Source organism: Rhodoferax sp. ZS1R8 (genome assembly GCF_056521325.1).
In genome coordinates, this window is sequence record NZ_JBWMBA010000007.1 from 101,984 (window position 1) to 123,671 (window position 21,688).

General features: G+C 60.9%; 24 protein-coding genes and 1 riboswitch. Of the genes, 12 read left to right on the plus strand and 12 right to left on the minus strand.

Annotated elements, in window-relative coordinates:
- Positions 1 to 2 precede the first annotated feature (2 nt).
- Positions 3 to 1,874, minus strand: coding sequence for a TonB-dependent receptor plug domain-containing protein (locus AC097P_RS21170; RefSeq protein WP_479612423.1), 1,872 nt, complete (start codon positions 1,872 to 1,874; stop codon positions 3 to 5).
- A 77-nt stretch (positions 1,875 to 1,951) separates the two neighbouring features.
- Positions 1,952 to 2,187, minus strand: a riboswitch (cobalamin riboswitch).
- A gap of 35 nt (positions 2,188 to 2,222) precedes the next feature.
- Here AC097P_RS21170 and AC097P_RS21175 point away from each other — a divergent pair.
- From AC097P_RS21175 to AC097P_RS21185, 3 genes are all read left to right on the plus strand, one after another.
- Entirely contained in the window at positions 2,223 to 2,453 is a 231-nt protein-coding gene (locus AC097P_RS21175) for a DUF904 domain-containing protein (RefSeq protein ID WP_479612424.1), read from the plus strand.
- Positions 2,450 to 2,818 carry a cell division protein ZapA gene (locus AC097P_RS21180; protein ID WP_479612425.1) on the plus strand — a complete coding sequence of 123 codons (369 nt, stop codon included), beginning with the start codon at positions 2,450 to 2,452 and terminating at the stop codon, positions 2,816 to 2,818. Before AC097P_RS21175 ends, AC097P_RS21180 begins: the two co-directional genes overlap by 4 nt.
- A 216-nt stretch (positions 2,819 to 3,034) precedes the next feature.
- Positions 3,035 to 3,847 (plus strand): sulfite exporter TauE/SafE family protein, encoded by an 813-nt coding sequence (locus AC097P_RS21185; protein ID WP_479612426.1) that lies wholly within the window; start codon positions 3,035 to 3,037, stop codon positions 3,845 to 3,847.
- 93 nt (positions 3,848 to 3,940) lie between these two features.
- Here AC097P_RS21185 and AC097P_RS21190 read toward each other — a convergent pair whose 3' ends face one another.
- From AC097P_RS21190 to AC097P_RS21210, 5 genes are all read right to left on the minus strand, one after another.
- Complete coding sequence (locus AC097P_RS21190; RefSeq protein WP_479612427.1) at positions 3,941 to 5,995, minus strand: putative bifunctional diguanylate cyclase/phosphodiesterase; 2,055 nt, start codon at positions 5,993 to 5,995, stop codon at positions 3,941 to 3,943.
- On the minus strand, positions 5,992 to 7,278 hold the full coding sequence (locus tag AC097P_RS21195) for an HD-GYP domain-containing protein (RefSeq protein ID WP_479612428.1): 1,287 nt from the start codon (positions 7,276 to 7,278) through the stop codon (positions 5,992 to 5,994). The genes AC097P_RS21190 and AC097P_RS21195 overlap by 4 nt, the downstream gene beginning before the upstream one ends.
- 236 nt (positions 7,279 to 7,514) lie before the next feature.
- A complete protein-coding gene (phbB, locus tag AC097P_RS21200; protein ID WP_394783213.1) occupies positions 7,515 to 8,252 on the minus strand; it encodes an acetoacetyl-CoA reductase in 738 nt (245 codons plus the stop codon).
- Positions 8,253 to 8,335: 83 nt separating this feature from the next.
- Entirely contained in the window at positions 8,336 to 9,514 is a 1,179-nt protein-coding gene (locus AC097P_RS21205) for an acetyl-CoA C-acetyltransferase (RefSeq protein WP_479612429.1), read from the minus strand.
- Positions 9,515 to 9,562: 48 nt separating this feature from the next.
- Positions 9,563 to 11,257: a PHA/PHB synthase family protein gene (locus AC097P_RS21210; RefSeq protein ID WP_479612517.1), complete on the minus strand. Its 1,695-nt coding sequence runs from the start codon at positions 11,255 to 11,257 to the stop codon at positions 9,563 to 9,565.
- Between the two features lie 155 nt (positions 11,258 to 11,412).
- Here AC097P_RS21210 and AC097P_RS21215 point away from each other — a divergent pair, with 155 nt between their 5' ends.
- A complete protein-coding gene (locus tag AC097P_RS21215; protein ID WP_479612430.1) occupies positions 11,413 to 11,709 on the plus strand; it encodes a hypothetical protein in 297 nt (98 codons plus the stop codon).
- Here the strand turns inward: AC097P_RS21215 and pgeF are convergent.
- Positions 11,641 to 12,438, minus strand: a complete 798-nt coding sequence (gene pgeF, locus AC097P_RS21220) for a peptidoglycan editing factor PgeF (protein WP_479612431.1) — start codon at positions 12,436 to 12,438, stop codon at positions 11,641 to 11,643. The genes AC097P_RS21215 and pgeF overlap by 69 nt on opposite strands.
- A gap of 73 nt (positions 12,439 to 12,511) precedes the next feature.
- Here pgeF and AC097P_RS21225 point away from each other — a divergent pair, with 73 nt between their 5' ends.
- From AC097P_RS21225 to AC097P_RS21255, 7 genes are all read left to right on the plus strand, one after another.
- Positions 12,512 to 12,814, plus strand: coding sequence for an antibiotic biosynthesis monooxygenase family protein (locus AC097P_RS21225; RefSeq protein WP_479612432.1), 303 nt, complete (start codon positions 12,512 to 12,514; stop codon positions 12,812 to 12,814).
- A gap of 50 nt (positions 12,815 to 12,864) precedes the next feature.
- Positions 12,865 to 13,560: a fumarylacetoacetate hydrolase family protein gene (locus AC097P_RS21230; protein WP_479612433.1), complete on the plus strand. Its 696-nt coding sequence runs from the start codon at positions 12,865 to 12,867 to the stop codon at positions 13,558 to 13,560.
- A gap of 5 nt (positions 13,561 to 13,565) precedes the next feature.
- Positions 13,566 to 14,381, plus strand: coding sequence for a thioesterase family protein (locus AC097P_RS21235; RefSeq protein WP_479612434.1), 816 nt, complete (start codon positions 13,566 to 13,568; stop codon positions 14,379 to 14,381).
- 32 nt (positions 14,382 to 14,413) lie between these two features.
- Positions 14,414 to 14,929, plus strand: coding sequence for a superoxide dismutase family protein (locus AC097P_RS21240; RefSeq protein WP_479612435.1), 516 nt, complete (start codon positions 14,414 to 14,416; stop codon positions 14,927 to 14,929).
- Positions 14,930 to 14,953: 24 nt separating this feature from the next.
- On the plus strand, positions 14,954 to 15,499 hold the full coding sequence (locus tag AC097P_RS21245) for an NUDIX hydrolase (RefSeq protein WP_479612518.1): 546 nt from the start codon (positions 14,954 to 14,956) through the stop codon (positions 15,497 to 15,499).
- A gap of 10 nt (positions 15,500 to 15,509) precedes the next feature.
- Positions 15,510 to 16,265, plus strand: a complete 756-nt coding sequence (locus AC097P_RS21250) for a hypothetical protein (RefSeq protein ID WP_479612436.1) — start codon at positions 15,510 to 15,512, stop codon at positions 16,263 to 16,265.
- 165 nt (positions 16,266 to 16,430) lie between these two features.
- Positions 16,431 to 16,997, plus strand: a complete 567-nt coding sequence (locus AC097P_RS21255) for a thymidine kinase (RefSeq protein WP_479612437.1) — start codon at positions 16,431 to 16,433, stop codon at positions 16,995 to 16,997.
- 13 nt (positions 16,998 to 17,010) lie between these two features.
- Here the strand turns inward: AC097P_RS21255 and AC097P_RS21260 are convergent, their stop codons facing one another.
- The 5 genes from AC097P_RS21260 to AC097P_RS21280 form a co-directional block, all read right to left on the minus strand.
- Positions 17,011 to 17,400, minus strand: coding sequence for a hypothetical protein (locus AC097P_RS21260; protein ID WP_479612438.1), 390 nt, complete (start codon positions 17,398 to 17,400; stop codon positions 17,011 to 17,013).
- Between the two features lie 114 nt (positions 17,401 to 17,514).
- Complete coding sequence (locus AC097P_RS21265) at positions 17,515 to 17,940, minus strand: helix-turn-helix domain-containing protein (RefSeq protein ID WP_479612439.1); 426 nt, start codon at positions 17,938 to 17,940, stop codon at positions 17,515 to 17,517.
- A 235-nt stretch (positions 17,941 to 18,175) separates the two neighbouring features.
- The gene (locus AC097P_RS21270; protein ID WP_479612440.1) at positions 18,176 to 20,065 is read right to left on the minus strand and encodes a propionate--CoA ligase; all 1,890 of its coding nucleotides are present in this window, start codon (positions 20,063 to 20,065) and stop codon (positions 18,176 to 18,178) included.
- Positions 20,066 to 20,146: 81 nt separating this feature from the next.
- On the minus strand, positions 20,147 to 20,761 hold the full coding sequence (locus AC097P_RS21275) for an isochorismatase family protein (RefSeq protein ID WP_479612441.1): 615 nt from the start codon (positions 20,759 to 20,761) through the stop codon (positions 20,147 to 20,149).
- A 22-nt stretch (positions 20,762 to 20,783) separates the two neighbouring features.
- Positions 20,784 to 21,035: a hypothetical protein gene (locus AC097P_RS21280; protein WP_209395300.1), complete on the minus strand. Its 252-nt coding sequence runs from the start codon at positions 21,033 to 21,035 to the stop codon at positions 20,784 to 20,786.
- Between the two features lie 233 nt (positions 21,036 to 21,268).
- Between AC097P_RS21280 and AC097P_RS21285 the strand changes: the two genes are divergently transcribed.
- Positions 21,269 to 21,643, plus strand: coding sequence for a C40 family peptidase (locus AC097P_RS21285; protein ID WP_479612442.1), 375 nt, complete (start codon positions 21,269 to 21,271; stop codon positions 21,641 to 21,643).
- The last annotated feature ends 45 nt before the right edge of the window (positions 21,644 to 21,688 follow it).

Below are 21,688 nucleotides of genomic sequence, written 5' to 3' on the forward strand. Positions count from 1 at the left end.
CTTTACAGCTCCCAATTGACTGACACGAACACATTGCGACCAGGGGTCGAATAGGTGTTGGCCAGCATGTACTGCGCATCCGTGACGTTATTGATACGTCCCAATACGGACACGTTCTTTTGAACCTGCCAGTTAGCGCCTACGTTTAACAGCGTGTAGCCCGGCAGTACATCTCGGCCATTGAAAGCCAAGTTATTGTCTTCGCGGTCGCCTGATACCTTGACCTCGACGAATACGCTGAGCGCTCCCATGCGCTGGTTGACGCGGGCGTTGAACACGTTGCGAGCCACGCGCACCAGGCGCAGATCGTTGGACGCCGTGTTGGTGGAATACGAGCGGGGGTCCGCGTAGTCGTAAGACACAGAGTAGCTGGTGTCGCCAGACTGTGCGGCCGCGCTTAGCGTAACGCCGCGCAGCACGGCCAGCGAACTCTGGGCATTGGTCGTCGGCACGATAAAGCCTTGTACGTCGTTGTTATACGCCACGGCACCCATCGACAAATTACCGGACTGGTATTTCAGACCCAGCTCGGTGGCACGGTTACGCTGCGGCACCAAGGTGGTGTTACCGAAGTTGGGGAAGTACAACTGGTTGAAGGACGGGGCCTGGAAGCTGGTGCCCACGCTGGCGACGGCGCGTAAGGCGTCCGTCAACCGGTATCCACCGGACAAGGCCCAGTTGTTGAAGCTCCCGAATTGTGAATTCTCGTCATTGCGTGCAACAGCCAACGCATTCCACGTGGGGCGGTTGAGTGCGTACGAAACCAGTGCGCTGCGGATATCGCGGCTGGTGACGGTGTAGGCGGTAGAGCTGTCTACGGTTTCGTTGCGGTTCTCCACCATCAACGACAGCACATCCTTGTCTAGCGTAATGTCATTTTGCCAAGTCACTTGGCGGCGGCTGGTATTGAACTTGGAGCTACCCCCGTACGCGCCGTCGCCAATGCGAAAGTAGTCACCCGCGGATTTGTCTTCACTGGTGCCCACCACCAGTGTGGAATGCCATTGCGCCAGCCACTGGGCATCCCACTTCAACGTGGCGTTGTCGATGGCCAGTTTGGAATGGGGATCTGACGTGAGCTTGGTCAAGCCCAGAGGATTGGGAAACGGCGTACCGTCGAATTGCAGGTCCGTGTCGCTGTGCAGCAGGCTCAGCGTCAGCCCGTGCTCCTTGTTGAGCTTGGCGGCTAATTTGGCGTCAATGCTGGTGGAGGTAAAGCCGTCCTCATCGGGGTTGTAGCTGCTGGCGGTGGGGTTGGAAATCACGGTGATGCCAGCGGCTTTCTCACGCGATACGCCCAGGCTGTAGCCAATGGCGCCGCTGCTGCCGCGCACCGATGCGCCCATCTGCTGCTGACCATCTGTACCACCGCCGATATTGGCGTCCATCTGCAGGCCTTCGCCTGTGTCGCGGGTAAATATCTGGATCACTCCGCCCACGGCGTCGGGGCCGTACAACGCGGACGCAGCGCCACGCAAAATTTCGACACGTTCAATGCGCGACAGCGGCAAATTCTCGTACGAGGCTGTGCCCAGTGTGGCCGAGCCTACACGGATGCCATCTACCAACACCAAAGTCTGTGAGGAACTGGCGCCCCGCAGAAAAACGCTGGTGGAGGAACGGTAGCTGCCATTGATCGCAATCTGTACGCCGGGTAATTGGGACAGCAGGTCGCGCAATGACGATTGGCCTGCCAGCTCCAGCGTAGCGCGGTCAATCACCGAGACATCGCCAATCACATCGGTGATCGGGGTAGGAACACGGCTAGCGGTGACAACAGCTTGTGGAAGTTGAAGTTGGGCGTACGCAGGAAATGCAGCGGCCAGCGCCAACGATAGCGTGGCAAGGCGCGCACAAGAAGTGCTATTTTTCATAGTAATAATGAAAACCATCGACAAGGAGCCCTCACCGTCTTCCCCGACAGCGCATGGGCATCACGGTTGCACGCAGGCGTGCAACCACCGCGTTGGCCGGTATCCGGGCTGGTGGAGCAACTCCCATCGCCTTCCCAGGCGCGTGTTCAAACGCCCAGTGGCTGTGATGGGAGCGGAATCGCGGGGCGACTCGTCCACTTACCGTTGCGGGGGCAGCGCAGGTTAAGCTTGCTGTGACCAGCGTACCCTCCTGCTTCCCGTTGAACTGCAGCGTGTGAACCACGCCGCGAGAACCAACACAGGAATTTTACGTCAGTTTGCCGAGCGAAACCCTACAATGGGCTCTCTATGGCGAACCAGAACCACATCGACCAAATAGCTGAGCGCGTTGAGCGCCTGCTGGTGCGCTATGCTGAATTGCAACGCACCAACGTGCTGCTCACCAGCCAGGTAGAGGCGCTGACGCATGAGCGGGACACGCTGAAGTCTCGCCTGAACGCGGCGCGCGCCCGGGTCGACGCCTTGCTGGACAGACTGCCGGATACGTCGTCGAATGCGGTGCAAAAAGATCCATCATGAAACAGCTTGAAGTTCAAATCATGGGGCAGACCTACTTGTTGGGTTGCCCGGAAGGTGGCGATGCCCGGTTGCTCGAAGCCGTGGAACGCGTGGACACCGCCATGTGCAAGATTCGCGATGCCGGCAAGGTCCGCGCCCGTGACCGCATTGCGGTGCTGGCCGCGCTGAACCTGGCCTTTGACGTGCCCGAACGCGCCCCGTCGGCCGCCAGCGCTGGCGGGTCGGATAGCGACGCTGCAGTACCAGCACCCGCCAGTGGTGATGCACCCCGCCCCACCGAACACAACCCTGATTCAGACGTCCTGCTAATCTCCTTGCTGGAGCGGCTGGACGAAGCCCTTAACGAAGACGGCAGATTGTTATAAGCCGCGCTGAAAAGCCTACAATGGCTTCGTCTGCAGTGCTCGCCGGGCTTTATATTTCCTGTAACCAATGCTCTTTGAGCCCGGGCCTGGAATATTGCCTCGCTAGCGTGATCATCTCGCGTCAGATGAACCCAAAGCCTGCGCTGACCTAGCCCACCTGAACCCAGGTTCAGGATGCCGGTCCGGTGGCATTTGCAGACACCTTATTCTTGTTACATGCTCTCCCCCCTTCTGATCGTTGAACTGGCCACGCTGGGCCTGGCCACCGGCTTTCTGGCCGGCCTTTTGGGCATTGGCGGGGGCATGCTGATCGGGCCCTTCATGACCATCATCCTGTCGGCGCTGGGCGTGCCGGCCGACCTTGCGGTCAAGATGGCGATTGCCACGTCGATGGCCACCATCATGTTCACATCCATCTCCAGCGTGCGGGCCCATCACAAGCGCGGCGCGGTGCACTGGGATATTGTCAAAGGCCTGGCACCCGGCATCCTGATCGGTGGTGCGATTGCAGGTGCTGGCGTGTTTGCGCTGCTCAAGGGCACTTACCTGGCGATCTTTTTCGCGGTGTTTGTCGGCTTCTCGGCCACGCAGATGTTTCTGGACAAGAAACCCAAACCCAGCCGGCAAATGCCGGGCACGGCCGGTCAGCTGGGGGCGGGCGGCGTCGTCGGTTTCGTGTCCGGATTGGTAGGCGCGGGCGGTGGATTCATCAGCGTGCCCTTTATGGTGGCCCACAATATTTCCATCATCAATGCGGTCGCCACCAGCGCGGCCTTGGGCTTTCCGATTGCGCTGGCCAATACCGTGGGCTATGTGGTCAGCGGTGCGTCCTTGCCCGACCTGCCTCCCCATTCATTGGGTTATGTGTGGCTGCCGGCCTTGGCTGTGATTGCCAGCTGCAGCGTTTTCACCGCGCCGCTGGGGGCCAAGGTTGCGCACCGGCTGCCGGTGGCCAAGCTGAAGAAGGTGTTTGCCGTGATTCTGTACGGCCTGGCCGGCTACATGCTCTGGAAAGGGCTGCACGGATGATAGCCCCCACGCTGCGCCGCTGAGCGGATCGCTGCCCCCCAAAGGGGGCGCGTTTGCCTTGGGGCGGCCCGGCGGCGCAAACCTATCCGCTATTTAGCTGGCCGGGAGCCCCATCGGCAGAGTTTCGTACAGCTCTTCAAAATCTCCGGCCGGCAAACCCGGTGCGCACAAAAAGCCCTGGAAGGCCTCGCACTGCAGACCATGCAAAAAGTCGCGTTGGGCATCGGTTTCCACACCCTCGGCCACTACAGACATCTTCAACGCACGGGCCATCGCGATGGTGGCGCCGACAATGGCGCGGTCGCCTTCGTCGTCGGGCAGACCCATCACGAAAGCGCGGTCAATCTTCAGCTTGGATATCGGAAATTTCTTCAGGTACGCCAGGCTGGAATAACCGGTACCGAAGTCGTCAATGGCCAGGCTGACGCCCAGCGCCGCCAGCGCTTCCAGGCGTGACAGCGTTTCGTGGATGTCCTTGATCAGGATGGACTCGGTCAACTCCAGCTCCAGCAAACTGGAGTCCAGCCCCGCATCGCGGATGGCGCTGGCAACGCGTTCGACAAAGTCACCCTGCTGGAATTGCAAGGCCGAGACGTTGACCGAAACGATGACCGGGCGCCCCGCTACTTGCCATGCCATGGCCTGTCGCACCGCTTCGGCCAAAACCCAGTTTCCTATGTTGATGATGAAGCCGGACTCTTCGGCCAGCGGGATGAACGTACCCGGCGACACATTGCCCAGTTCCGCATCACTCCAACGTATCAGCGCCTCCACGCCCAGCAACCGCCCGTCCAGTAACGCAATCTGCGGCTGGTAATGCAGGCGGAACAGGCCCTGCTCCATGGCCAACCGCATCGCGTGGTCCATCTTGACGCGCGACAGCAGGTCCACATTCATCTGCGGCTGGTAGAACCGGAAATTGCCGCGCCCACGCTCCTTGACCCGGAACATGGCGGTGTCGGCGCACTGGATCAGCGTGTCCAGCGTGCGGCCATCGGCCGGGTACATTGCCACACCGATGCTGCAACCCAGCGAGAAGTTGACCGTGTCCAGCACAAAGGGCTGGGCCAGCCTTTCCAAAATACGGCGGGCGACGATTTCCGCGCCCAAGGCGTCGGCCTCTTGCAAAAACGCGACAAACTCATCGCCGCCCACACGGCACAGCGTGTCCACCTCGCGCAGCGTCTGCAAAATACGCGCTGCAGCTTCTATCAGTACCCGGTCGCCGAATGCGTGGCCCAGCGAATCATTGATGTTCTTGAACCGGTCAAGGTCGACGAACAACAGGGCAAAAGTAGACCCATTGCGCTGCGCGGTACGCAGTGCTACGGCCACCCGCTGGCCCAAGAGCAAGCGGTTCGGCAAGCCGGTCAGCACGTCGGTATAGGCCAGGGCTTCGATACGTTTTTGGGCATCCAGCCGCTCGGTCAGATCGCGAAAAGAATACACCCGGCCCACGACGCGGCTGCGACTGGTCTGGGGCAGCGTCACCCGCTCCAGCATGCGCCCGGAGCGCAACAACAACACGTCGGTGCAATCCATATGCGGGTCGCTTGCAATCATGTCCAGGCGTTCCAGGTAGGCGTACTCGTCCTTGACGCACCCGCGCATATGAGACAGGAGGGCCGCGTCATGGTCCTTTTCCAGCGTATCGGGTGGAACATTCCACAACTCGACAAACCGGCGGTTGTAGTGGCGCACCTTGCCTGCCCGATCAATGACCAGGATGCCATCGCCGGTGGACTCCAGCGTAGCCCGCAACTCGGACATGCGGTTTTCCAACTGCTCCTCGGCCAGGCGCTGGTCGCGCAGGTCCCGCAGGCCTACCAGGTAAAACGGCTCGCGCGGCTCCAGCCAGACGCGGCTCACCCTGCGTTCAACCGGTATCGCAATGCCGTCGGCGCCGCGCAGAAAAGATTCTGACAAGATCTGGTCCGACAGACCGGCCGCCACGTCCTCCCAGAAATACAAATCCTCAGGGGAACTGGTCAACTCCACGATGGGCTTACCAACAAACTCCTCTACCGGCAAACCCACCATGCTGGCCATGGCTTGGTTGACCAGGCTGATGCGTAGCGTTTTGGGGTCTACCAGGCAGACTGCCTCGATCAAGGCATCAAGCAGCGAACCGCACACGCCGGGGGTCATGCCAGCGCACCCATTTGTGAGTCCACCGCGCGCTCAAAGAAGTAACTCACCCGTTGGCGTGGTGATAAAAAATCCATGGCAGCCGCCGGCAGACCGCCAGGTTTGAGGCTACGGCGAATGCCAATATGGGGCGCGCGCTCCAGATCCAGAATCAGCGCCTCGTGCTTGTCCACACCAGCCTCGTACACGATGATGCGCGGCTTCAGCGGGCGGCTCGAGTTGACGGAGACCACCATGCCGTAGCGATCATCAATCAGCTGCACCACCGAGCCCGGTGGGTACACGCCCATCATGCGGATGAAGGCACTCAGCGCAGCAGTGTCAAAGCGGGCTTTGAGTTGCGCAAATATCAACGACAGGGATTCGTGTGGCGTCATCGCTGCGGCTGGCCGGCTGGGGTTGCACAGGTTGTCGTACCGGTTCACCAGTGCCAGGATGCGTGCGCCCACCGTCATCGACTCGCCCCGGGCGTGGGTCGGAAAACCGCTGCCATCGGTCAGCTCATGGTGCTGCGCAATGGCCAACAGTGCCCCGCGGGGCAGTTCCATGGACTTGCCTACCTGCACGCTCTGGGCCACGTGCTCCTGGTAGAGCTTGTACTCGGCGGTAGAGAAATTATCTTCCAGCCATCGTACGCGGTCAGGGAGCTGGGCCTTACCCACGTCGTGCAGAAACGCAGCCACACCCAGGTCCAACAAATCCGGGTGGGTAAGCCCCATGGCCTTGCCCAACAGCAGCGACACCACGGTGACGTTGACCGGGTGCATGGATGATTTTTCGCCAGCCGCTTCAGACAGAAGGCGTATCGCCGAATCGCCCTCACCCAGCATTTCCCCTAGGAAACTGTCGACCAGCTGATGGCAATGCTTGGCAGCGGCAGAGGGTTGCGTAGGAATGGTTTCCAGTATTCTCCGGTATTGCCGCACCGCATCGCCGAACCGTTTCTCACAGGCCAGCAAGCTGCGCTGCTGGGCGGATAGTTGCTCTGCGCGCTGATGCCGGTGCAGGCTGTCGCGTTGCAAGGCGCTGGCACGTTCTGCGGCATGGCCATCACCAACGGGTTTGGCCACAGTTGCAACGGGTTCGGGGTCGCTTTTAGTCCAATTGACGCGTACGTGGTCAAGGCCCAACCCGCGGATGGTTTCTATTTGTTTGGCAGACGCGAGTTTAAAACTGCCCACGGGGAACGGGTGTGCGAGCCACCCCACATCCAGTTCCACAAACATGCCGATGCGCAGAGACTCGCTATCCAGTAATTCGACACCGTCGTCCTTGCTTTTCATGGGCCGTCCTTCATCGATTCACACCACCCAAGCTCCCCCGCACATATGTTCTAGAGCGGCTACCTTGGTCGGTTTCGCACAAGCATAACCCAAGCATTTGGCAGTTTCGAATGGATACTACGCGTGTTATTGCGCTCGGCCATCCCATAAATATGGCAGTTACACGCCCAGCGTAAAAAAACCCGCCAAAGCGGGTTCTTCGTGGTTCGACCATGCGGCATCTGGCCGCAAAAGACTCAACCCATGTGCAGGCCGCCGTTCACAGAGAATTCGGCACCTGTTGCATATCCGCCCTCATCGGACGCCAGCCACGCAATGATGGAGGCAATCTCACCCGGCTCACCCAGGCGTTTGACGGGTACGGTGGCAATGATCTTGTCCAACACCTCCTGGCGAATGGCCTTGACCATGTCGGTGCCGATGTAGCCCGGGCTCACGGTGTTGACCGTTACGCCCTTGGTTGCCAACTCCTGAGCCAGCGCCATCGAGAAGCCGTGCATGCCAGCCTTGGCAGCCGAATAGTTGGTCTGCCCGGCCTGGCCCTTGACGCCATTGACCGACGAGATGTTGATGATGCGGCCCCAGCCCTTTTCCACCATGTCGCCCACCACCTGCTTGGTGACATTGAACATGCTGTTGAGGTTGGTCTCGATGACGGCGTCCCAGTCCTCGCGCGTCATCTTCAAGAACATGCGGTCCTTGGTGATGCCAGCGTTGTTGATCAGCACATCAATGCTTCCATGCTCGGCCTTGGCCTTGGTGAAGGCTTCCACGGTGGAATCCCAGTTACCGACGTTGCCCACCGACGCGTAGAAAGTGAAACCCAACGCGGCTTGCTCGGCAATCCATTTGGCGTGGTCACGGGTAGGGCCACAGCCTGCAATGACCGTGAAGCCTTCCTTGTGCAAGCGCTGGCAGATGGCGGTACCGATACCACCCATACCACCCGTCACGTAGGCTACTTTTTTACTCATATGCTCTCTCCTCTTTGGTTTTACTTGCTACAAAATTCGTAGCTGCTCACGCGCGCTGCACGCGGGCTAGCAGCCCATTTTACCTATCGTTCAATCGTCAAAGCCACGCCCATGCCGCCGCCGATGCACAGGCTGGCGATTCCCTTCTTGGCGTTGCGGCGTTGCATCTCGTGCAGCAGCGTGACCAGGATTCGGCAGCCAGACGCGCCGATGGGGTGGCCGATGGCAATGGCGCCGCCATTGACGTTGACCTTGGACGTGTCCCAGCCCATTTCGTTGTTGACGGCGCAGGCCTGTGCGGCAAAAGCTTCGTTGATCTCCAGCAGGTCCAGCTCTTGCGCCGTCCAGCCAGCACGCGCCAGGGCCTTCTTGGATGCCGACACCGGGCCCATACCCATCAGCGCAGGGTCCAGCCCGCTGGTCGCAAAGCTGGCGATACGACCCATGGGCGTCAGGCCCAGTTCGGCCGCCTTCTTGGCAGTCATCACCATCACGGCAGCGGCGCCGTCGTTGATGCCGGATGCATTGCCGGCGGTCACACCACCGGTCTTGTCGAACGCAGGGCGCAGACCGGCCAGCGCGTCGGCGTTGGATTTGCGGTTGATGAACTCATCGGCGGCGAACACGATGGGGTCGCCCTTCTTCTGCGCAATGCTGAACGGCACAATCTCGTCAACAAACTTGCCGGCGTCTTGCGCGGCAGCCGCCTTTTGCTGGCTGGCCAGTGCCAGCGCGTCCTGCGCTTCGCGGCTGATGCTGTAGGCCTTGGCCACATTCTCGGCGGTGATGCCCATGTGGTACTGGTTGTAGACGTCCCACAGGCCGTCGACGATCATGGAATCGGTCATTTTCCAATCGCCCATGCGCTGGCCGTCTCGGCTGCCCAGCAGCACGTGGGGCGCGGCGCTCATGTTTTCCTGGCCACCGGCGATGATGATGTCGCTGTCGCCATACGCGATGGACTGGGCCGCCAGCATCACGGCCTTCAGGCCAGAGCCGCAGACGGCGTTGATGGTCAGGCCGGGTGTTTCTTTGGCCAGGCCGCTTTTGATGACGGTCTGGCGGGCGGGGTTCTGGCCTGAGCCTGCTGTCAGCACCTGGCCCAGGATGACTTCACCAATTTGGTCTGCACCCAGGCCGGTGCGGGCCATCAGGGCCTTGATAACGGCTGCACCCAATTCGGGCGCGGGGGTCTTGGCCAGCGTGCCGCCAAACTTGCCGACGGCGGTGCGGGCGGCTGAAACGATGACGATGTCTTCCATTTTTATCTTCCTTCAGTGGTCAAAATTAATTGGGGTCGGGGAACAGATTCAGGCCTTGGCCTTGACGTAGCTGCCGGGCGCGGCTTGCAAGGCTTTGTATTTGCCTTTTCCGTATGTTTTAGGTGCTGCAATTTGCTTGCCCGCATGGCTCTTGAGCCAGGCGGACCAGTCCGTCCACCAGCTGCCGGGATGCTCTACCGCGCCTTCCAGCCACGCGGTCTGCGTTTTGGGCAATTTGCCATCAGCACGAATCCAGTGGCTGCGCTTGTTTTTGGCCGGCGGGTTGATGACGCCGGCAATGTGGCCGGATGCACCCATCACAAAACGCTTCTTGCCCGGCAGCACCTGGGTGGAGGCGTAGGCACCACCAATCGGCACGATGTGGTCTTCACGCGAACCGTACAGGTAGACGGGGATGTCCACCTTGCTCAGATCGACCTTCTCTCCGCACACGGTCAACTTGCCCGGCTTGATGAGGTTGTTTTCCAGGTAGGTGTTGCGCACATACCAGGCGTAATACGGGCCGGGCAGATTGGTGCTGTCGGAGTTCCAGTAGAGCAAATCAAACGGGGGTGGCGTTTCGCCCTTGAGGTAGTTGCCCACCACGTAGTTCCAGACCAGGTCATTGGGGCGCAAAAAGCTGAAGGTGCTGGCCAGGTCCTGGCCCTTCATCATGCCGCCTTGGCCCATTTCCTTCTCGCGGTATTCGACAAAGGCGTTGTCGATAAACACATCCAGAATGCCGGTGTCGGTGAAGTCCAGCAGGCTGGTCAGGAAGGTGGCGCTGGCCACGGGCAAGGGTTTGGAGGCCCCTTTGGTAGCCGCACCGCGCGCCGCCAACACGGCCAACGCTGTACCCAGCATCGTGCCGCCCACGCAGAAGCCCAGCGCATTGATGCTGGGCGCGCCGGTGATTTCTTGTGTCACCGCAATGGCTGTGATGACGGCCTGCTCGATGTAATCATCCCAGGTCGACTTCTCCATCGAAGCATCGGGATTGCGCCAGCTGACGACAAAGGTGCGGTGGCCTTGCGCCACGGCGTAACGCACCAGCGAGTTCTCGGGTTGCAGATCAAGGATGTAGTACTTGTTGATGCAGGGCGGCACCATCAAGAACGGCTTCTCGTACACCTTGGCTGTCAGTGGCTTGTATTCGATGAGCTGGAAGAAGGGGTTCTCAAACACCACGGCGCCTTCGGTGGTGGCAACATTCTTGCCCACTTCGAACAGGCTCTCGTCTGTCATGGACACATGGCCTTGCTGCAGGTCGTGCATCAGGTTCTGCAGGCCTTTGGCAATGCTCTCGCCCTTGGTCTCTATGGCTTTCTTTTGCGCTTCGGCGTTGAAGGCCAAAAAGTTGCTGGGGGCTGCGGCGGCCATCCACTGCTCGATGGCGAATCGGATGCGGTTGCGGGTTTTGGCGTCGGCCTCCACCGCGTCGGCCAGGCCCAGCATGGTGCGGGCATTGAGCAGGTAGACCGCGGCGGTGAAGGATGCTACGGGGTTACTGCCCCAGGCCTCGCCGGCGAAGCGCTTGTCGCCCCCGGTAGCCGGTGTGGCCATGCCCTGACTGAACAGGCCCATCACATCCTCAAGGTACTGCTTTTGCAGCGCCTGCAGCTTGTCGGGTGCGAAGCGGATTTCGGGCGCTTTGCTGGGCGCGCCGGTGGGCATGCCCGCCCCCACTGCGCCCAAGTCCATGCTCTGCAGGGACTGCACCGCCTTGCTCCAGTTGTCCGTCATGGACTGCTGAAACTGCTGGGCGGCCTGGGTCCAGAATTCGGGGGCGTTTTGCGTCACACTGTCACCTTCATTTCATTTGTTCTTGAGCAGCAGATCGTAGTATCTCAGCATACGCCCTTCCGTTCCTGGACATGTGGTAAATACGCAGTGAGCCTATGTACATCATTCCCATCGCCTGGTTGTATGTCGCCGTCATGATGGCGGTGGCCGAAGCCACCAATTCCAACGGCACCATCCTCGGTGCCATTGTGACCTTTGTTCTTTACGGTTTGATGCCGGTCGGCCTGATCCTGTATTTCATGGGCGCCCCCGGTCGCAAGCGCAAGATCCGCGCACAGGAAGCGGCAGAGCTGGAGCAGCAACGGCAGCAGCACCAGCAAACCTCAGACCAGCCAGATGCAGGCGGCCAGCCGGCCACTGACGCGGTCCCGCCGGTGGGAAAAGAACCGTGACGGGTTGCTGACCGTACACCAGGCTGCGCTGCCGTCGTTGCCAAATACCTGGGTCACGCCCAGCGCCGCAAGACGCCGCCGAGCCAGGGCCGGCAAGTTTGCAAGCGATTTACCGTCGGGCTGCGGCGTGAAGCAATGCTGCGCCTGCGGGTCCATGCCGGTAAACGCTTCCACCACATCGGCGCCCACTTCAAAGGCGGTAGGACCGATGCAAGGCCCCAGCCACGCTATCAATTCCGTAGCTGCTTGTGTTTGCTGCACGAGGGCTACAGGCCTAAAACGCTTGTAGATATTCTCCAGAACTCCAATCCCGTCGACACCTGCCAAGCCCCGCCAACCTGCGTGCACGGCCGCCACCTGCGTGCCCCCTGCATCACACAGCAGCACCGGCAGGCAGTCCGCCACCATGATGGTGCACGCTACGCGGCGTTCGCGGGTGAAGACGCCATCAAATGAAGCTCCGTCTGGCGTGTCGCCGTCTATAGCCACCATGTCGGTGCCGTGGATCTGATTCAGGAATATGGGCTTAACACCCAGCGTCTGCTGCAACGCTGCGCGGTTGTGCGCGACTGCGGCGGCATCGTCCCCCACATGGTTGCCCAGGTTAAGGCTGCCATATGGTGGTAACGAAACCCCGCCGCTGCGCGTGGTGCAAACGGCCCGCACGTTGGCCGGTGCGGGCCAGTCGGGTTGCAGCCAATCAATAGCCTCAAGCGATGAACGTGTCATGCAAACAAGGATAAACCAAGCCCGTTACCATTGAACCCCGTGTCCCGCCCACCACTCTGCACCAAGGCCCACCATGATTCTCGAAATCGCCGACTTCCGCATCCATCCTGGCCAGAATGCCGCTTTTGAAGAAGCCATCCAACGCGGCCTGGCCACCGTCATCAGCAAGGCCAAGGGCGCGCGCAGCTTCTCAGTCAACCGCGGCATTGAAAGCGCCGACCGCTATGTGCTGCAAATCACGTGGGATACGCTGGAGGACCACACCGTGGGCTTTCGCCAATCCGATGCCTTCAACGAGTGGCGCGCGATTGTGGGCCCGTTCTTCGCCAGCACACCCACGGTGGAGCACTTTGAACTGGTCACGCAGTCCGCCTGATTCAAGCCCCATCTGTTTATTGTTACCACTTGCAACGACAGCCATACGCCATGTCCTACGTCTTTCCCCCAGCAGCTACCGTCAGCATTCCCGTCGTCGGCCACAGTGCCCAGTTTCCCGTGCACCGCATCTACTGCGTGGGCCGCAACTATGTGGAGCACGCGCAGGAGATGGGCCACAGCGGGCGCGAGGCCCCGTTCTTTTTCATGAAGCCGGCCGACGCCGTGCTGCTGGCCTCACCCGGTAACACGGTTGCCATGCCTTACCCCAGCCTGACCGCCAACCTGCACCACGAAATCGAGTTGGTGGTGGCCATTGGCTTGGGCGGCGCCAACATCAAGGCCGCCGATGCTGCCAAGCACATCTACGGCTACGCGGTTGGCCTGGACATGACACGGCGCGATCTGCAAAACGACATGAAGAAGCAGGGCCGCCCCTGGTGCATCGGCAAGGGCTTCGACCACTCCGCGCCCATTGGCCCCATCACCCCTGCGGCCCAGGTGCCCGATATTGGCAACGCCGCCATCCACCTGCAGGTCAACGGCCAGGACCGCCAGCGCAGCAATATTGCCAAGCTGATCTGGAACATTGGCGAAACCATAGAACAGCTCTCCGCCGCATGGACGTTACAGCCAGGCGATTTGGTTTTTACCGGTACGCCCGAAGGCGTGGGTGCCGTCGTACGCGGCGACACGCTGGTCGGCGGCATTGACGGCCTGCAGAGCATTACTGTGCGCATGGAGTAGTGCCGGTGTCGACCACAGCAACCGCCCTGCCCGCTTTCGCCTATGCTGCGTTGGCAAATGAGGGCCGCTACCAGTCCACCGAGTTAACGCGCGGCCCCTGGCATCCCGACCATCAGCATGCCGGCCCACCGATTGCGCTGGTCTGCGGCGCGTTTGAGGCGGCAGCCCAGACCCACGGCCTGACCCACATCGCACGCCTGACCGCTAACCTGATTCGTCCTGTGCCGATTGGTGAGTTGCAGGTGCAGGTGACACCGGTGTACGTGGGGCGCAATGCCGGGCATTTCTCAGCCCAGTTGATGGCCGACGGCAAAAAGGTGGGCATGTTCACCGCCTTGGCCCAGCGTGAAAATGCGATGGAATTGCCCGACAACCTAGCCGGCCACCCGCTGCCGATGGCGCCCCGCCCGCCAGAGGATTCGCCAGTGGCCCACTTCCCGTTTGCGGGCAGGCGCGTTGGCTATTCCGATCTGGTCGAGACCCGCGAAGCCCAGGGCCGTATCTTTGGCGGCCCGTGCGCCATCTGGTTCCGCCTGCGCCACCCGCTGCAAGACGGCCGCTCACCCAGCCCCTACCAGCGCGTAGCAGTGGCAGCCGATTCGGGCAACGGCATCAGCGCCGTGCTCGACTATGAGCGCTACAGCTTCGTCAACTCCGACCTGACCATCCACCTGCTGCGCCCACCGGTCGGCGAGTGGGTGTGCCTGGACGCGCGCACCTGGCTGGGCAGCAACGGCTGCGGCCTGGCCGAATCGGCGCTGTACGATAGTGAAGGACTGATAGGCCGCTCCACGCAAAGCCTTGCCGTCAAGGCCCGCTAGCATCCCATTTTTTTACCCACAGGAATTTTGCAATGACCAAATTCACCACCACCCTGCTCGCAAGCCTTCTGGTATCGGCATGTGCCTCGGCGCCCACTGCCCCCACTGCCAAGGCCACGCTGGCCCCCACCACTGGCAACACCGTCAGCGGCAACGTCACGTTCACCCAGCAGGGCGACGCCGTGCTGGTCGCCGGTGAAGTCCGAGGCCTGGCGCCCAACAGCGTCCACGGCTTCCACATTCACGAAAAAGGCGATTGCTCCAGCGGCGATGGCATGAGCACCGGCGGACACTTCAACCCCACCGCGCAGGCCCACGGCGCACACGACCACAGCGCCCACCATGCTGGCGACCTGGCCAGCCTGAAGGCCGACGCCAATGGCGTGGCACGCTTCAGCTACACGTCCACGACGATCGCCGTGGGCTCAGGTGCCGCCGATGTCGTTGGACGGGGCCTGATCGTCCACCGCGACGCGGATGACTTCACCACCCAGCCCACCGGCAACTCTGGCCCACGCGTGGCCTGTGCCGTCATCGCCAAAGGTTGACACGCATTTTTTGCATCTATGACCATGCAGCGCAGCCCCATCAAACATTGCAAACAATGCGGCACCGCCGTCGTCTACCGCCTGCCCGACGACGGTGATACCAAGCCGCGCGCCGTCTGCCCGGCCTGCAACACGGTGCACTACGAGAACCCGCTGAACGTGGTCGGCACCGTGCCGCACTGGGGCGACAAAGTGCTGCTGTGCAAACGCAATATCGAACCGCGCTGGGGCAAGTGGACGCTGCCGGCCGGCTTCATGGAGTTGGACGAAACCACGGCCGAGGGCGCAGCGCGCGAGACCGATGAAGAAGCCGGCGCGCAGATCGAGATGGAGGGTTTGTTCACCTTGCTGAACGTGGCGCGTGTGGGGCAGGTTCACCTGTTCTACCGCGCCCGCCTGCTCAGCGATGTGTTCAACCCCGGCACCGAGACGATAGAAGCGCGCCTGTTTGCCGAAGATGAAATCCCCTGGGACGAGATAGCGTTTCGCACTGTCAAGGAAACCCTGGAGCACTACTTTGCCGACCGCAAGACCGGCGAGTATGGCTTCCACCAAATGGACATTGTGTAAAGGCAAAACCATGGCATCCACCACCGCATCCAAAGACAGCGGCAGTAACCGTAGCACCAGCAGCACCACTAGCAGTAGCAAAGCCAGCAATACGCTGGCCGACGCCGTGCTGGAGTTGGTGCTGCGCGTGCCCCCCAGTGCCGAGGCGGTGCTCGCGCACCCGGCTGAGCGTGCCCATGCGATTGCGCGCAAGACCGCACGCACGGCCAGCGTGTTGTCGAGTTCGCTGTCTCTTCCCCCGGGGTTTTTCGGCTGGCTTACGGTGGTCCCCGAGCTGATGGGCGTGTGGAAGCTACAGGCACAAATGGTGTCCGACATTGCCGCTGTTTACGGCAAGACCAAGACGCTCAGTCGCGAGCAGATGTTGTACTGCCTGTTTCGCCATATGTCGGCCCAGGTGTTCCGCGATGTGGTTGTGCGCGTTGGAGGGCGGTTTGTTGTCAAGCAGGCCTCGCTAAAGGCCATGCAGGGCCTGGCCCAGCAACTGGGCCTGCAAGTGTCCAAGGTCGTCATCGGCAAGAGCGCCTCGCGCTTTGTGCCGCTGATTGGCGCGGTGGGCGTTGGTGCGTATGCCTACTTCGACACACTGCAGGTGGCCAAGACGGCGGTGGAGCTGTTCGAGCATGAGACGGTCATTGATGCCGACTCCGTCAACGACGTCTGGGTGGACGTGGACGCGATAAATATGGACGGCGTACAAGAGAAGAAGAAAAAACCCTTGGCCCACGACCCCAAGCCCAAAGTCAAAGGCAAAAACAGCCTCTAGCCCTGGTGGGGCGTGCGTAAGCAGCTATAAAAACAGGAGCGATCCTTGCGACTCCCTGTACCAGCTGCAATGGCCTTGGCCTGACATTCTGGTTGGCACTACCATTGTCGACCCGGCGAACCCGGCTTCCGAACCATTCCTCTGTCTGTTCACGAATCACCGCCAATGGCCAAACTGTTTTTCCGCTACTCGGCCATGAACGCCGGTAAATCCACTGCGCTGCTGCAAATCGCCTACAACTACGAGGAGCAAGGCCAGCGCGTGCACCTGTTCACCGCCAGCATTGACGACCGCAGCGGCGCCGGCTGCATCGCGTCACGCTTGGGTCTGCAGCGCCGGGCCGACGTATTCGACGAACGCACCAATTTCCTTGCTCTGTTATCCGCCCAAGACAAGCTGGCCTGCGTGTTGATCGACGAGTCGCAGTTTTTGTCACCCGAGCAGGTGCGCCAACTGCACCGGCTGGCCAATGTCGGCAATGTGCCGGTCATTTGTTTCGGCCTGCGCTCAGACTTTCAGGGCAATGCTTTCCCCGGGTCGGCCCAGCTGTTGACGTTGGCCGACGATATCGAAGAGATCAAAACCATCTGCGCCTGTGGCCGCAAGGCGACGATGAACATCCGCATTGACGACAAGGGTCAGCGCGTGCACGCCGGCGCGCAGGTAGAGATTGGCGGCAACGAACGCTACCAGCAGGTGTGCGCGCGTTGCTTCTACCGGGGCGATGTCTAGCGGTGTGAACAGGTTAACGCCTGGGATGGACCACATGCTCCACGGCCACCAGCAGCCCGCCCAGCACCACAAACACCAGAAAAAACATGCCACCGGATGCCAGCACGGCCACAAGGCCAAAGACAAGGTAGAAAAACCCCACCGTTCTCATCAGCCGCGCGCCGCCTTCGCGCTGCTGGCGGCTGGCCCACCACTGTTGAAGACCGATTGCGCCAAATGTGACCATGCATCCGCCCGCGAAATGCCAGACAACCATGATCAACGTAATAGTCTCGGCGGGCACATTGCTTTGCACCAATGCCTGGTGCACGTTGGGCCATGAGCCCAGGCTGTGCCCCAGCGCACCCAGAGCGATGAGCAAGCAGGTCACAAGGTAGAGCGCAGTTTTCAATTTCGATGCCATTTCTTTAAATGCCTTTCAGTATGTAACGTGAGGAAATTCCAGGCCCCAAGGCTAACGCGTCAGCGCGGCGAATGATTGGATAAATGGGAAGTGGCCAGAGGCCCGCCCGCCGCGCTACCGGTAGAAGATGCGGCCGAACTCGTTGTCCATTTCCGCAAACCGCTGGGGGGAAGCACCGGCAAACTGCTTGAAATGGCGGATGAAATGGGACTGGTCATAAAACACGTCCAAGGCATCGTCCCGCAACTGCTCAACCGATCGGTGGGTGTTCAGTGACCGGACCAGGCGCTCAAATACCAGAATAGATTTGATGCGTTTAGGCGCAAAGCCGACATCCCGTTTGAACAGCGTTGCAAGATGGCGGCGGGAGTAACCCAGGCGCCGCTCCAGGTCTGTGACGTCGATATGGAAATTGCTGGCGGACATCAAACGCAGGGCTTCATCGATGAGGGTCTCTCCACAGCGATTGACGGCCTGCAAGCGCTCAGCCAAAAAATTCTGCACCACAGAGACCGCTTCCAACGGGGAACTGGCAGACATGACCCGCTGCACCAAGCGGTCTCCAATGGCGCCAAGGACATTGCCAACGGGCTCGATCTTTTGCGTTAGCTCGCTCGCGGGATTGTCAAAAAACCTGCAGAAACCGGCTACCGTGAATTCCACCCCAATAGAAACCGTGGGCTTGGGTTCCGATGCAATCACCGTGGGCGCATCCCACAAGCCGATGACGACAGCATCCCCCTCGGCATTAGGTGAGCTTCAATGGATCGGGCCTTTACAACACGTCCCGGATCTGCTGCAAGGCTGCAGGGTCTTCCATCGTCGTCAGATCGCCAGGGTCCCGCCCCTCGCAAACTGCCTGGATCGCGCGGCGCAGCAGTTTGCCGCTGCGGGTTTTGGGCAGCACCGTCACAAAGCGCACGCGCGCTGGGCGGCCGACGGCGCCGAGCTGCTTGTCCACGACCTTCATGACTTCTGTCTCCAGCTTGGCGCGGGCCGCATCGTCTACCAGCGCGCTGGCATCCTTGGCCACGGCAAATGCCACCGCGACCTGGCCCTTCAGCGCGTCGGCGATGCCCACCACGGCCACCTCGGAAATATTGGGGTGGCTTGAGATGCATTCCTCGATCTCACGCGTGCCCAAGCGGTGGCCCGCGACGTTGATGACATCGTCGGTGCGGCCCAGGATGAAAAAGTAGCCGTCCTTGTCCCGCACGCCCCAATCAAAAGTGTTGTAAACCTGCCTGCCGGGGATGCTGCTCCAGTAGGTTTTGACGAAACGGGCATCGTCGCGCCATACGGTTTGCATGCAACCGGGAGGCAACGGGCCTTCGATGGCGACTACCCCCTTTTGATCGGCGCCCTGCAGCTCTTCACCGGTGTTTTCGTCCAGCAGCTTGACGTTGTAGCCGACCATGGGCACGCCGGGACTGCCGAACTTGCTGGCTTGGGCCTCCACACCGTTGGCAATGCTGAGGATGGGCCAGCCGGTTTCGGTCTGCCAGTAGTTGTCGACGATGGGTTTGCCCGAGGCCTGGTTGATCCACTGGGCGGTCGGCTCGTCCAGCGGCTCGCCAGCCAGGAACAGCGCGCGCAGGCTCGACAAGTCGTATTTCGACAGCAGCGCGGGGTCGTGTTTCTTCAACACCCGCACCGCAGTGGGCGCGCTGAACATCACGGTCACCTTGTACTTTTCGACCAGGCTCCACCAAATGCCAGCATCCGGGCGTATGGGCAGGCCCTCGTACAGGATGGTGGCCACACCGGCAATCAACGGGCCGTAAATGATGTAGCTATGCCCCACGACCCAGCCGATGTCGCTGGTGCAGAAGTAGGTTTCGCCCGCCTTGCTGCAAAAGATGTGCTCCATGCTGGCCGCTAGTGCCACAGCGTAGCCGCCGGTGTCGCGCTGCACGCCTTTGGGCTTGCCGGTGGTGCCACTGGTGTAGAGCGTGTAGCTGGGGTGGGTGGACTCCAGCCACACGCACGGCACCACGGTGTTAAAGTGTTTCTGTCGCTGAGCCCTCCACAAATGGTCACGGCCCGCTACCATTTCCATAGCAGCCAGTTGGCGGTCGGTCAGCAGCACGGCGGTGGGCTTGTGGCTGGACAGCGCAATCGCCTCATCCAGCAGCGGCTTGTAAGCCACGACCCTGCTGCCGCGCGAACCGGCATCAGCACTCACGATTACGGTCGGGCTGGCGTCTTCAATGCGCGATGCCAGTGAGCCGGCGGCAAACCCCCCAAACACGACAGAATGGATGGCACCAATGCGAGCGCAAGCCAGCATCGCAAACGCGGCTTCGGCCACCATGGGCATGTAGATCAGCACACGGTCGCCCTGCTGCACACCCAGGTCGAGCAGCGTGGCAGCCATGCGTTGCACCTCGGCATGCAACTGGGCGAAGGTGTAGACATGCTCGGTGTTGGTTTCCGTAGAGACGGCAATCAGCGCTGGCTGGTCGGCCCTGCTTTCAAGGTGTCGGTCGACCGCGTTGTGGCACAGGTTGGTAGTGCCGCCGACAAACCAGCGTGCAAACGGTGGGTTGCTGTAGTCGCAAATCTGCCGGGGTGGGGTTTGCCAGGCTATGCGCTGGGCTTGTTCTGCCCAGAAGCCGTCGCGGTCATCGATGGAGCGGCGGTAGAAATCTGCGTAAGCGGTCATCAAACATCCCTCAAGAATCCGAAAAAAGATTCAACAGTATGTGGATGCAACTTGCAGGCGGCTGACGCACGCCCGCAGGGTCTATTTGATAAGGGCCTGCATGGCCTTGAAGTCCGGGTGCTCCGCGCTGCGGATCCACTCGAAAGCCACCATCTCGGTGGTTACCAACTCCGCGCCGGCGCCGGCCAGGCGGTCGAAGGCGGCGTCGCGGTTGCGCTCGGTGCGCGAAGTGCAGGCGTCGGTGACGACCCAGACCTCGAATTCGTCTTCCAGCAGATCCAGCGCCGTCTGCAGCAGGCAAACATGGGCCTCACAACCGGCCAGCACGATACTGCCGCGCGGTTCGCTACCGGGGGGCGGCTTTTGCAAATGCTTGGGCAGGCTCCGGGCATTGCCCTGCACTGGCTTGGGTTCCGGGCGCAGCCATTCGCCCAGCCCCTCTTCCACCGCGCTGAACTGCATCTTGGACAGCACACGGGCGCCAGCCTGCTGCAGCGCAGCGGCCAACTCAGGCACGCTCCCTCTCAACTTGGAGGGGTTTTGCTCGGTAGCGAAGGTGGGCACGCGCAACAACGCGGCCAGCTGGGCCAGACGCACCGCATTGGCCAGTACGGCAGGGCCGTCCAGCAGTGCGGGCATCAGGCGCGCCTGGTAATCCACCAGCACCAGCTGGGAGTCTTCAATGTCTAACAGCATGCTGGGGGGCAGGTAGTGGGGTTTACGAACGCTCGGCCGCGGCGGCGGCAGTGGCTTCATCCAGCGCCTTGCACGACGGGGAGCACACAGCCTGGGACTTGCCCAACACCTTGCGGGTGGTCATCAGTGAACGTGCGCGGTGCTTGCCGCACAGGAAGCACGACATGGTGGCGCCGCCAAACGACGCAGCGGCCATGAACGGGGAGCCGGAAACTTTGGATTTGTACCGCAATCCGTCCGGTAAAACGGTTGTCTTCGATTCTGCTTTTGCCATGTATTTACCCTTCTTAGCCTTGGCTTGACGCCGTGAAAACCACGGGTTAAGCTCCGTTGATGCGAATTATCCTCGTTCTTGCACTCCTTTTCCTAAGCTTTAGTACATTCGCCAAACCCCAAGCCTCTCCAGATGATGTAAACAAGTTCCTGCTAGACCGGGGCTTATTGGGCCGGATCGGCGACGTTAGCGACAAGATGGAGGCAAAAGCCTCCGAGTTAGTGATAAATGCGATGACTTTCCTCGGCGTGCCGTACAAACGTGGCGGCACCAACGCCGATACAGGTTTTGACTGTAGCGGGTTTGTCCGTGCGATTTTTGAGCAAACCGCGGGCCTGGTATTGCCCCGTAAGGCCAACGAGCAAGCCGCCGCATCCCAAAAGATCGATCGCGCAGACCTGCAACCCGGTGACTTGGTTTTCTTCAACACCATGCGCCGCGCCTTCAGCCATGTAGGTATATATGTGGGCGAAGGCAAATTTATCCACTCCCCCAAGCCCGGTGCCGAAGTTCGGGTTGAAAGCCTGTCGGTCGCCTACTGGGCACGCCGTTTTGACGGTGCTCGCCGCGTTGCGGTCGAAGACACGGCAGCGCCGGCCACTCCCTGACAGTTCCGTGGTGTGCAAACCGCCTAGGTTTGCAGCGCCCAACCC

What these genes read in the sequence shown, in the direction of transcription:
- AC097P_RS21180 (WP_479612425.1), top strand. Translation starts at nt 2,450, where the DNA reads ATGAAACAGCTTGAAGTTCAAATCATGGGGCAGACCTACTTGTTGGGT.
- AC097P_RS21245 (WP_479612518.1), top strand. Translation starts at nt 14,954, where the DNA reads ATGCAGCGCAGCCCCATCAAACATTGCAAACAATGCGGCACCGCCGTC.
- AC097P_RS21215 (WP_479612430.1), top strand. Translation starts at nt 11,413, where the DNA reads ATGTACATCATTCCCATCGCCTGGTTGTATGTCGCCGTCATGATGGCG.
- AC097P_RS21190 (WP_479612427.1), bottom strand. Translation starts at nt 5,995, where the DNA reads ATGACCCCCGGCGTGTGCGGTTCGCTGCTTGATGCCTTGATCGAGGCA.
- AC097P_RS21270 (WP_479612440.1), bottom strand. Translation starts at nt 20,065, where the DNA reads ATGACCGCTTACGCAGATTTCTACCGCCGCTCCATCGATGACCGCGAC.
- AC097P_RS21285 (WP_479612442.1), top strand. Translation starts at nt 21,269, where the DNA reads ATGACTTTCCTCGGCGTGCCGTACAAACGTGGCGGCACCAACGCCGAT.
- AC097P_RS21275 (WP_479612441.1), bottom strand. Translation starts at nt 20,761, where the DNA reads ATGCTGTTAGACATTGAAGACTCCCAGCTGGTGCTGGTGGATTACCAG.
- AC097P_RS21265 (WP_479612439.1), bottom strand. Translation starts at nt 17,940, where the DNA reads ATGTCTGCCAGTTCCCCGTTGGAAGCGGTCTCTGTGGTGCAGAATTTT.
- pgeF (WP_479612431.1), bottom strand. Translation starts at nt 12,438, where the DNA reads ATGACACGTTCATCGCTTGAGGCTATTGATTGGCTGCAACCCGACTGG.
- phbB (WP_394783213.1), bottom strand. Translation starts at nt 8,252, where the DNA reads ATGAGTAAAAAAGTAGCCTACGTGACGGGTGGTATGGGTGGTATCGGT.
- AC097P_RS21250 (WP_479612436.1), top strand. Translation starts at nt 15,510, where the DNA reads ATGGCATCCACCACCGCATCCAAAGACAGCGGCAGTAACCGTAGCACC.
- AC097P_RS21175 (WP_479612424.1), top strand. Translation starts at nt 2,223, where the DNA reads ATGGCGAACCAGAACCACATCGACCAAATAGCTGAGCGCGTTGAGCGC.
- AC097P_RS21205 (WP_479612429.1), bottom strand. Translation starts at nt 9,514, where the DNA reads ATGGAAGACATCGTCATCGTTTCAGCCGCCCGCACCGCCGTCGGCAAG.
- AC097P_RS21170 (WP_479612423.1), bottom strand. Translation starts at nt 1,874, where the DNA reads ATGAAAAATAGCACTTCTTGTGCGCGCCTTGCCACGCTATCGTTGGCG.
- AC097P_RS21240 (WP_479612435.1), top strand. Translation starts at nt 14,414, where the DNA reads ATGACCAAATTCACCACCACCCTGCTCGCAAGCCTTCTGGTATCGGCA.
- AC097P_RS21230 (WP_479612433.1), top strand. Translation starts at nt 12,865, where the DNA reads ATGTCCTACGTCTTTCCCCCAGCAGCTACCGTCAGCATTCCCGTCGTC.
- AC097P_RS21255 (WP_479612437.1), top strand. Translation starts at nt 16,431, where the DNA reads ATGGCCAAACTGTTTTTCCGCTACTCGGCCATGAACGCCGGTAAATCC.
- AC097P_RS21225 (WP_479612432.1), top strand. Translation starts at nt 12,512, where the DNA reads ATGATTCTCGAAATCGCCGACTTCCGCATCCATCCTGGCCAGAATGCC.
- AC097P_RS21185 (WP_479612426.1), top strand. Translation starts at nt 3,035, where the DNA reads ATGCTCTCCCCCCTTCTGATCGTTGAACTGGCCACGCTGGGCCTGGCC.
- AC097P_RS21195 (WP_479612428.1), bottom strand. Translation starts at nt 7,278, where the DNA reads ATGAAAAGCAAGGACGACGGTGTCGAATTACTGGATAGCGAGTCTCTG.
- AC097P_RS21260 (WP_479612438.1), bottom strand. Translation starts at nt 17,400, where the DNA reads ATGGCATCGAAATTGAAAACTGCGCTCTACCTTGTGACCTGCTTGCTC.
- AC097P_RS21210 (WP_479612517.1), bottom strand. Translation starts at nt 11,257, where the DNA reads ATGACGGACAACTGGAGCAAGGCGGTGCAGTCCCTGCAGAGCATGGAC.
- AC097P_RS21280 (WP_209395300.1), bottom strand. Translation starts at nt 21,035, where the DNA reads ATGGCAAAAGCAGAATCGAAGACAACCGTTTTACCGGACGGATTGCGG.